Below are 9,986 nucleotides of genomic sequence, written 5' to 3' on the forward strand. Positions count from 1 at the left end.
CAGCAGCCGCGCCCGCACCGAGAGGCCGCGGCCGTCCCAGGCTGGGGGTCGTGGCCCGGGAGGTGACGCTCTTGCCCGAGCACTGGGACTGGCTGGCGGCGCAACCGGGCGGTGCATCCGTCGCCCTGCGCAAGCTCGTCCACGAAGCGAGGCGCCAAAGTGGCGACAGCGACCGCGTGCGCCTGGCCCGTGAACGCGCGTACCACGTCATGAGCGCGCTGGCCGGTGACCTGCCCGGGTTCGAGGAGGCGTCGCGGGCCCTGTTCACGGGCGACCAGGGCGGGTTGGCGGCACAGATGGCCTCGTGGCCGCCGGATGTGCGCGCCTATGTGCTGGATCTGGCCGGGACGTCCCTGGAAGCCGCGCCGCACCGGCAGGACAAGGAGAACTGAGATGCCATCCCTGAGACAGGACCGGCGGGCCATCGTGCGTGAACTGCGCGATGCCTTCCCTGCCATGGGGGTCTACGCCGTGCGTGCGTGCGCGCGAAAGCGGTCATGTGCTGGTCGGCTCCAGCAGGAATGTGCATGCAAGCCTGAACCGCGTGCGCTTTGAACTGCGAATGGGTAGCCACAAGGACCGCGTGCTGCAGGCCGAATGGAAGCGGGGCGGCGAGGCTGCGCTCAGCTTTGAGATTCTGGAAATGGTGAAGGAACGCGACGACCCGGACTTCGACTATGCGGCGGAGCTCAGGGGGTTGGAGCAGATTCACCGGCAACTGCAGGGCCTGGCGGCTTGAGCGCGAATGCCTGGCAGGCCGGCATCCGGACGACCACACAGGGATGGTCACTGCCCGGGGCGTGAGCCCATGGGGCAGCGACGTGATGCGGTCGGTCAGACCTTGGAGAAATCGGGCTTGCGGCGTTCCATGAAGGCGCTGAAGGCCTCGCGCGCGGCGGGCTCGCGCAGCATGCGCCCGAAAACGGCCCCCTCCTCGGCCATGGTGTCCAGCACCTGTTGCGTGTGGTGCCTCTTCATCAGGCGCTTGGTTTCGACCAGCGAGCTCAGCGGTTTGGCGGCGATCCGGCGTGCCACACTCTGGGCATAGTCGTTGGCCTCGGTGGGGGGTAGCACGCGGTTGACCAGGCCCACTTCCAGAGCGGCCTCGGCCATGAAGGGCTCGCCCAGCAGCAGCGCTTCGGCGGCTCGGTGGTAGCCCAGCATCTGCGGCACCAGCAGGCTGGAAGCGGCCTCGGGACACAGGCCCAGGTTCACGAAGGGCATGGAGAAGGCGGCATTGTCGCCGGCAAACACCATGTCGCAATGGAACAGCAGGGTGGTGCCGACACCCACGGCCGGGCCGCACACCGCCGCCAACAATGGCTTGGGAAACTGCGCGATGCTGCGCAGGAAGCGGAACACGGGCGAGTCTTGTGTGGCAGGCGGGTGATTGAGGAAGTCGCCGATGTCGTTGCCGGCGCTGAACACGGTGGCGTGGCCCTGGATGAGCACGCAGCGCACGGCGGGGTCGGCCGCGGCGGATTCCAGCGCGTCGGCCAGCGTGCCGTACATGACCGAGGTGATGGAGTTCTTCTTGTCGAAGCGGTTGAAGGTCAGCGTGGTGACGCCGGCTTCGGTGTGGATGAGGATGTCGCTCATGGATGGTGCTTGTAGAGTCTCAGGAGGAACGGCATGAACGGCCGCTCACTGGCAGGGTTCCAAGTTACCACGAACCGGCCACGGTGTGCGCCGTGCCCCGTGCCGCGGGTGACAGCGTTTGACTGGGGGCTTTGCCCTGCGGGGACGTGGCCGCCCTACACTGCGGGCACGCTGCCCCGACCGTGAGCGGCCCCTGTTCACATTTTTGTCCACGAGTGCCATCCGATGCGATTCATGCGCCCACTGAACCTGCTGTTGCTGGCCTGGCTGATGCTGTTAGGTGGCACGGCGCACGCGAACACCGGCTCGGCGTTGGCGCCCCCCATGCCCCAGCTCGCTGCCGTCGAGGGACGGCCGAAGGTGGCGCTGGTACTGTCGGGCGGCGGAGCACGTGGCCTCACGCACGTGGGTGTGCTCAAGGTGCTGGAAGCCGCGCAGGTGCCGGTGGACATGGTGGTGGGCACCTCCATGGGTGCCATCATCGGCGGCCTGTATGCGGCTGGCATGAGTCCGGTGCAGCTCGAGGAGGAAATCGCACGGTTGAACTGGGGCGGCCTGTTCGAATGGCGTGAGCCTCGCCAGATGCTGTCGCAGCGGCGCAAGGAGGAGGACTTCGAGCTCGCCCCCATGCTGCAACTGGGTTTTCGCGACGGCGACTTCCGCCTGCCCACGGGTGCGGTGCCCAGCCGCTCGCTGGAGATGCTGCTGCGCCGTTATACGCTGCCCATGCGCAACCTGCCGGATTTCGACCACCTGCCGATCCCGTTCCGCGCGGTGGCCACGGACATGGAAAATGGCCAGGCCGTGGTGCTTGACCGGGGTGACCTGGCTGCCGCGCTGCGCGCCAGCATGTCGGTGCCGGGGGTGTTCTCGCCGCTGGAGGTGGACGGACGCATCCTGGGCGACGGCGGCCTGGTGGACAACCTGCCGGTGGAGGTGGCGCGGGGCATGGGGGCCGACCTGGTGATCGCGGTCAACATCGGCACGCCGCTGGCGGGCCGCGAGACCCTGGGCACGCTGGTGGGCATCACGAGCCAGATGGTCAACATCCTCACCGAGCAGAACGTGCGCCGCAGCATCGATCAGCTCACCAAAGAGGACCTGCTCCTGCTGCCGCCGCTGGTGAACGTGTCATCGGCCGACTTCAACCGCTCCGCCGAGCTGGTGGCGCTGGGCGAGCGCTACACCGAGTCGGTGCGCAGCTCGCTGGCACGCTTTGCTGTGCCGGCCACGCACTATGCACGCTGGCGCGCGGCGCGCGGCGAGCGCCAGGCGCTGGCCTCGGCCGGTGTCGGTCACATCACGGCCGTGCGCTTCGAGGGCGTGCCGCCCGAGCGCACCGGCTACCTGCAGAGCCTGATGGAGACGCGGCCGGGCGCGGCGTTCGACCTCACGCGCATCGAGGGCGATGTGCAGCGGCTCTCGGCCACGGGCGACTACAACGACGTGAGCTACCGGCTGGAGCACGACCCGGCGGACGGCGACACGTTGGTGATGAACGTGCAGGACAACAGCTGGGGCCCCAACTACCTGAAGCTGGGACTGAACCTCGAAACCGATTTCGACGGCGAGGGCGCGTTCACGCTGCGCATGAGCCACAACCGCCACTGGATCAACGAGCGCGGCGCCGAATGGCGCAACCGCATCCAGCTTGGCGAGGAGACGGGCCTGTTCACGGAGTTCTACCAGCCACTGACGAAGCGCGCCGAGTCCTTCGTGGCGGCCTACCTCGACACGAACCTGGAGCGCATCGACATGTATGGGACCGATGGCAGCCAGGTGGCCGCGGGGCGGCGCCGCTCGCTGCAGTTGGGGGCCGACGTGGGCTGGCCCATGGGCCTGCTGGGCAGCTACGGCGAGTTCCGCATCGGTGTGGTCAGCCGCTTCCGCCGCGCCGTGCCCGAGCTGCTCAGCGGTGACCTGGCCGGCTCCGGCATCGACCTGCGAGCGCGCCGTTGGTGGGAACAGGGCTTGCGAGCCGCACTGACCTCCGACCAACTGGACTATGCCAACTTCCCCTTGCACGGCTACCGCATCCGCAGCGAACTGATGGTGGGGCGCCTGGAAGAAAAGGGCATGGCCGGCGAGCTGTTCAACCGGCTGGACACGCAGGTCACCGGCGTGCGCACCTGGGGGCGCCACACGCTGAACCTGGGCCTGCGTGCCGCGCACGCAAGCAAGGTGCCGCTGGGGGCGATCGACGAATACGCGCTCGGGGGCTTCCAGCACTTGTCGGGTTACCACCGGGGGCAGGTCTCGGGCAACTACCTGCTGTTCGGACGGCTCACCTACTACCGCCGCACCGACATGAACGTGGGCCTGGGACTGCTGCGCGCGGTGTTCGCGGGCGGCTCGATCGAGGTGGGCAATGCCTGGAACCGGCGCGAGGATGTGAGCCTGGGCGACCTGCGTCTGGGTACCAGCGTGTTCGTGGGTGCGGATACCGGGCTCGGGCCGTTGTATCTGGCGCTGATGCGCGCGCCCAAAGGGCACACGGGCCTGTACCTGCTGCTGGGGCGGCCCTGAGCGCGGGCGCCACCGCCCCGCCTCGGGTCATTCCTTGTAGTAGACGATCTGGTGGGTCGTCACCAGGATGCGGCCGTTCTCGCTCCACAGCTGCGCCGTCTGGTCGAAGAAGCCGTTGCGGAAGGCCTGCGCGCGCGCCTGGCCCAGTACCCAGGTGCCGACCGGGCAGCGGGCGAGTTCGGCGCCGCCGGCGTGGAAGTACACCGTCATGGACACGGTGCCGGCGGGCACGAACCTGGCGCGTCGCAGCCACACGCGCGGAAAGAACGCATCGGCGTAGCCTGTGATGCCGGCCAGGTCGAGCTGGCGCGGTTCGGCGTCGCGCAGCCACAGGCGCGTGCGGCTGTGCGTGCCGCCGCCATCCCACACCGGGGGCACCGACCCCTCGATGGGGCGCATCTCGTAGCGCTTGAGCCAGGCCGAAAACTCCGGCATCGGGACAGGCTGGACCTGGTCCGGCTTCTGCACCTCGGGCATGGTTTCGTCGTCCAGACCCCAGGTGTCGCGGCGCACGGCCGTCACCACGGTGGCGGTCACCACGGCGTCCTCGCTGCCGTCGGCACCGGGCTGGGTGACAGCCACGGTCCAGTGCTGGGTGGAGCGGTTGGTGCGCATGGGCAGCGCGGTCACGGTGAACGCGCCGTCGGCCACCGCCGCGCAATAGTTGATGGTGAGGGATAGCGGCTCGCCCAGCAGCGAAGGGTGCTGCATCACGGCGTTGAGCACGGTGGCGGCGGTGATGCCGCCAAAGGGCCCCACCATGTTGGCGTAGGCGGGCGAGGTGGCGCCGCGGAAGCGGTGGTCCCCGTCCGGGGTCAGCGCGATGGCCTGGTCAAAGACATGAGTGCTCATGAGTCCCGAGTGTGCCGCCGGCCGGCGCCGCGCGCAGTCCTGCACGCGACGCCGCGGGGGGAGTGTCAGACGCGCTCGAAGATGCCGGCGGCGCCCTGGCCCATGCCCACGCACATGGTCACCATGCCGTACTTCTTGTGGTGGCGGCGCAGGGCGTGTACCACGGTGGCCGAGCGGATGGCGCCGGTCGCGCCCAGCGGATGGCCCAGCGCGATGGCGCCGCCCATGGGATTGACCCTGGCGGGGTCCAGGCCCAGCGTGTTCATCACGGCGAGCGACTGCGCGGCGAAGGCCTCGTTCAGCTCGATCCAGTCCAGGTCGTCCTGCCTGAGGTTGGCGTGGCGCAGCGCGGCCGGGATGGCCTCGATCGGGCCGATGCCCATGATGTGCGGCGGCACGCCCTTGCTGGCGTAGCTGACGAATCGCGCCAGCGGCGTCAGGCCGAAGCGCTTGACGGCGGCCTCGCTGGCCAGGATCAGGGCGCCGGCGCCGTCGCTGGTCTGCGAGCTGTTGCCGGCCGTCACTGAGCCGCGCGCGGCGAAGACGGTGCGCAGCTTGGCCAGGCCGTCGAGCGAGGTGTCGGGGCGCGCGCCCTCGTCCAGGCTCACGGTGCGCTCGGTGATGCTCACCTCGGCCGATTCGAGATCGACCTGGCGCTCCTGCACCGTCACCGGCGTGATCTCGTCGCTGAACTCGCCGGCCTTCATGGCGGCCACGGCACGCTGGTGCGACTGCAGCGCGAAGGCGTCCTGCGCCTCCCGGCTGACCTTCCACTGCTGCGCGACCTTCTCGGCCGTCAGGCCCATGCCGTAGGCGATGCCGTAGTTGTCGATGTCGTCGGTGTTGCGGAAGATGGCCGGCGACAGGCTCGGGCTGTTGCCCATCATGGGCACCATGCTCATGCTCTCCACACCGGCGGCGATCATCACGTCGGCCTCACCGACGCGGATGCGGTCGGCCGCCATGGCCACGGCCGACAGGCCCGAGGCGCAGAAGCGGTTGACCGTGATGCCGCCCACGGAGTTGGGCAGGCCGGCCAGGATGGCGCCGATGCGGGCCACGTTCAGGCCCTGCTGGGCCTCCGGGATGGCGCAGCCGCAGATGACGTCCTCCACAGCCTGGGGGTCCAGGCCGGGGGTTTTTTCCAGGGCTGAGCGCAGCACATGGGCCAGCAGGTCGTCCGGTCGCAGGTGGCGGAACGAGCCCTTGTGTGAACGGCCGATGGGTGTGCGCGTGGCAGCGACGATATAGGCGTCTTGGATCTGTTTGCTCATGTCGCGTCCTCAGTTGCGCAGGGGCTTGCCGGTGCTCAGCATGCCCAGGATTCGCTCTTGTGTCTTGGGGTGCTCGATCAGCGAGCAGAAGGCCTGGCGCTCCAGCGTCATCAGGTATTCCTCGCTGACCAGCGTGCCCGGATCGACGTCGCCGCCGGTCACCACGTGGGCGATCAGGCTGGCGATGTGGAAGTCGTGACGGCTGATGAAGCCGCCGTCACGCATGTTGATGAGCTGGCCCATGATGGTGGCCTTGCCGTCGCGGCCGGCCACGGGGAACAGGCGCTTGTGCGGTGGACGATAGCCCGCGCGGTACATGGCCTTGGCCTCGTTGAGCGCCACGAACAGCACCTCGTCCTTGTGCGGAACGATGATGTCGCTGTCCAGCAGGTAGCCGATGGCGCGCGACTCGATGGCGCTGGTGCCCACCTTGGCCATCGCGGCGGCGGTGAAGCCGTCGGTCAGGAAGGGCAGCAGGTCCTTGCCGGTGGAGGTCCTCGCGTTCTCGGCCGCGCGGCGGGCGATGTAGGTCAGGCCGCCGGCACCGGGGATCAGGCCGACGCCGACCTCGACCAGGCCGACATAGGTTTCCATGTGGGCCACGCGGCGGGCGCTGTGCACCGCCAGCTCGCAGCCGCCGCCCAGGGCCAGGCCGCGCATGGCGCTGATGACCGGCACGTTGGCGTAGCGCAGGCGCAGCATCATCTGCTGCATGAAGCCTTCGGCGTCTTCCACCGCGGCCACGCCCACGGCCATGAAGGCCGGCAGCAGCGCCTGCAGGTCGGCGCCGGCGCTGAAGGGCTCGTCACCCGACCAGATCACCAGGCCCTGGTACTCGGCCTCGGCCAGTTCGATGGCCGCCATCAGACCCTCGCAGGCCTCGGGGCTGAGCGTGTGCATCTTGGTCTTGAGGCTGGCGATCAGCACCTCGCCGTCCAGCGTCCAGGTGCGCAGGTTGGCGTCCTCGCTGATGGTGGTGCCGGCGGTCTCGAACGTCGGACCCGTCTCGCCCAGCAGCAGCTCGGGGAAGTGCTGACGCTCGTACACCGGTAGCTGGCGGCGCGGCTCGAACACGCCCTTGCTCGGGTTCCACGAACCCTGGGCGGTGTGCACGCCGCCGGCCTCGGCCACGGGGCCCTCGAACACCCACTGGGGCAGCGGCGCCTGGCACAGCGCCTTGCCGGCGTCGATGTCCTCCTGGACCATCTTCGCCACGTCCAGCCAGCCCGCTTCCTGCCACAGCTCGAACGGGCCCTGCTTCATGCCGAAGCCCCAGCGCATGGCCTGGTCCACCTCGCGCGCGGTCTCGGCGATGGTGGCCAGGTGCACGGCGGCGTAGTGGAAGCTGTTGCGCAGGATGGCCCAGAGGAACCGGCCCTGCGGGCCCTCGCTGTTGCGCAGCAGCTTCAGGCGCTCGGCGGCCGGCTTCTTGAGCATGCGGCCATAGACCTCGTCGGCCTTGGCGCCGCCGGGCACGTATTCCTCGCTCTCCAGCTCGAAGCGCAGGATGTCGCGGCCGACCTTCTTGTAAAAGCCCGCCTTGGTCTTCTGGCCGAGGTGGCCCAGCTCCAGCAGCTTGGCCAGCACGGGTGGCGTGCTGAAACTGCCATAGAAGGGGTCGGTCTCTTCGCTCAGGTTGTCCTGCAGCGTCCTGATGACGTGCGCCATGGTGTCCAGGCCCACCACGTCGGCGGTGCGGAAGGTGCCGCTGGAAGCGCGGCCCAGGCGTTTGCCGGTGAGGTCGTCCACCACGTCGTAGGTCAGGCCGTAGTTCTCGACTTCCTTCATCGTCGAGAGCATGCCGGCGATGCCGATGCGGTTGGCGATGAAGTTGGGCGTGTCCTTGGCGCGCACCACGCCCTTGCCCAGGCCGCTGGTGACGAACACCTCCAGGTGGTCGAGGATCGCCGGTTCGGTGGTGGGCGTGGCGATCAGCTCCACCAGCGTCATGTAGCGCGGCGGGTTGAAGAAGTGGATGCCGCAAAAGCGCGGGCGGATGGCTTCGGGCAGCGCTTCCGACAGCTTGGTGATCGACAGGCCCGAGGTGTTGGACGCGACGATGGCATGTGGCGCGACGAACGGCGCGATCTTCTGGTACAGGTCGAGCTTCCAGTCCATGCGCTCGGCAATGGCCTCGATCACGAGGTCGCATTCCCTGAGCAGGTCCATGTGCTCTTCGTAGTTGGCCGCGCGGATCAGGTCGGCGTCGGCCGCCACGCCCAGCGGCGAAGGTTTGAGCTTCTTCAGGTTGTCGACCGCGCGGGTCACGATGCCGTTCTTCGGGCCTTCCTTGGCGGCGAGGTCGAAGAGGATGACTGGCACCTTCACGTTGACGAGGTGGGCGGCGATCTGCGCGCCCATCACGCCAGCGCCGAGGACGGCGACTTTCTTCACTTGAAATGATGTCATGGGTGTTCCGTTTCTGGTGGTCGCGTCAGTCGACGCGTGTCCATACCTGCGTGCGGTAGAAGGGGCCGATGTAGCCGCGCACCTGCAGCTTGCGGCCCGCTTCCAGCGGCACCATGCGCAAGGCGTACTCCTTGCCGTTCTCGGGATCGAGAATCCGGCCCTCCCACAGCGCCTCGGTGCCCGACTGGCGGGCGCCGCGGATGATCTCCAGGCCGAGCTTGGGCTGGCCCTGGCGGTCGTCGGTGCAGGCGCTGCACAGGGGGTCATCCGAGGGCACCAGCACTTGGTCGATGCGGCCGGCGAGGGCGCCGCCGGCGTTCGCGGCGATGCGGATTTCGGCCTTGGCCTGGCCCGTCTTGTCATCGACGTTGCGCCACAGGCCTTCGGGCGTGGCTTGCGCGAACGCCGGGGTGGTGCCCAGGGCGATCAGGCCGGCAAGGGTGGCGCACTTCATGCCAGTGCCGCGTCGGTGTCCATCAGCACGCGGCTGCCGGCGCGCGCGGTGCGCATCAGCGTCGCCGTCTCGGGGAAGAGTTTGGCGAAGTAGAAACGCGCCGTCTGCAGCTTGGCCGTGTAGAAGGGGTCGGTGCTGCCGGCAGCGATCTGGCGCAGCGCCACCTGGGCCATGCGGGCGAACAGGTAGCCGAACACCAGATGGCCGGCCACGCGCAGGTAGTCCACCGCGGCCGCGCCGACCTCGTCGGGGTTCTGCATGCCCTTGAAGCCGATCTCCATCGTGAACTTGGTCATCTGTTCGCCCAGTTGCGCGATCGGGTTGATGAACTCGGCCATCTTTTCGTTGACGCCTTCCTCTTCCACCAGACGGGCGATGAGCTTGCCGAACTTCTTGAGCGTGGCGCCCTGGTTGCCCAGCACCTTGCGGCCCAGCAGGTCCAGCGACTGCACGGTGTTCGTGCCTTCGTAGATCATGTTGATGCGGTTGTCGCGCACGAACTGCTCCATGCCCCATTCCTTGATGAAGCCATGGCCGCCGAAGACCTGCATGCAGGCGTTGGTCGCGATGTGGCCGTTGTCGGTGATGAAGGCCTTGACGATGGGGGTGAGCAGGGCGACCAGTTCGTCGGCCTCCTTGCGTACTTTCTCGTCGGGGTGGTGGTGGGCCTTGTCGACCAGCAGCGTGCTGAACACCTGCAGCGCGCGGCCGCCTTCGGCATAGGCCCTGGCCGTCAGCAGCATCTTGCGCACGTCGGGGTGCACGATGATGGGGTCGGCTTCCTTGTCCTTGGCCTTCACACCCGAGAGACTGCGCATCTGCAGGCGGTCCTTGGCGTAGGCCAGCGCGTTCTGGAAGGCCACTTCGGTCAG

9 protein-coding genes are annotated in these 9,986 nt (G+C 68.4%); 3 read left to right on the top strand and 6 right to left on the bottom strand.

Annotation, left to right across the window (positions count from 1 at the left end; translation table 11 throughout):
• Positions 1-392, top strand: a 392-nt coding sequence (locus PHQ87_RS11200) for a DUF2239 family protein (RefSeq protein WP_300234121.1), incomplete at its 5' end; no start/stop codon positions are given.
• An 83-nt stretch (positions 393-475) separates the two neighbouring features.
• The gene (locus PHQ87_RS11205) at positions 476-739 is read left to right on the top strand and encodes a GIY-YIG nuclease family protein (RefSeq protein WP_300234123.1); all 264 of its coding nucleotides are present in this window, start codon (positions 476-478) and stop codon (positions 737-739) included.
• A 95-nt stretch (positions 740-834) separates the two neighbouring features.
• On the opposite strand, the gene PHQ87_RS11210 is transcribed toward PHQ87_RS11205, so the two are convergent.
• Complete coding sequence (locus PHQ87_RS11210; RefSeq protein WP_300234125.1) at positions 835-1,599, bottom strand: enoyl-CoA hydratase; 765 nt, start codon at positions 1,597-1,599, stop codon at positions 835-837.
• Positions 1,600-1,833: 234 nt separating this feature from the next.
• Between PHQ87_RS11210 and PHQ87_RS11215 the strand changes: the two genes are divergently transcribed.
• The gene (locus tag PHQ87_RS11215; RefSeq protein WP_300234127.1) at positions 1,834-4,125 is read left to right on the top strand and encodes a patatin-like phospholipase family protein; all 2,292 of its coding nucleotides are present in this window, start codon (positions 1,834-1,836) and stop codon (positions 4,123-4,125) included.
• 27 nt (positions 4,126-4,152) lie between these two features.
• Here PHQ87_RS11215 and PHQ87_RS11220 read toward each other — a convergent pair whose 3' ends face one another.
• The 5 genes from PHQ87_RS11220 to PHQ87_RS11240 all read right to left on the bottom strand — a co-directional run.
• Positions 4,153-4,977, bottom strand: a complete 825-nt coding sequence (locus PHQ87_RS11220; protein WP_300234129.1) for a thioesterase family protein — start codon at positions 4,975-4,977, stop codon at positions 4,153-4,155.
• A 65-nt stretch (positions 4,978-5,042) separates the two neighbouring features.
• Positions 5,043-6,251, bottom strand: coding sequence for an acetyl-CoA C-acyltransferase (locus tag PHQ87_RS11225; RefSeq protein ID WP_300234132.1), 1,209 nt, complete (start codon positions 6,249-6,251; stop codon positions 5,043-5,045).
• Positions 6,252-6,260: 9 nt separating this feature from the next.
• Complete coding sequence (locus PHQ87_RS11230) at positions 6,261-8,660, bottom strand: 3-hydroxyacyl-CoA dehydrogenase/enoyl-CoA hydratase family protein (RefSeq protein WP_300234135.1); 2,400 nt, start codon at positions 8,658-8,660, stop codon at positions 6,261-6,263.
• Positions 8,661-8,685: 25 nt separating this feature from the next.
• Positions 8,686-9,114, bottom strand: coding sequence for a DUF2147 domain-containing protein (locus tag PHQ87_RS11235; RefSeq protein ID WP_300234137.1), 429 nt, complete (start codon positions 9,112-9,114; stop codon positions 8,686-8,688).
• On the bottom strand, positions 9,111-9,986 hold an 876-nt coding region (locus PHQ87_RS11240), incomplete at its 5' end, for an acyl-CoA dehydrogenase C-terminal domain-containing protein (RefSeq protein WP_300234140.1). The genes PHQ87_RS11235 and PHQ87_RS11240, both read right to left, overlap by 4 nt.

It is taken from the genome of Hydrogenophaga sp. (assembly GCF_028698005.1).
GTDB lineage: Bacteria > Pseudomonadota > Gammaproteobacteria > Burkholderiales > Burkholderiaceae_C > Hydrogenophaga.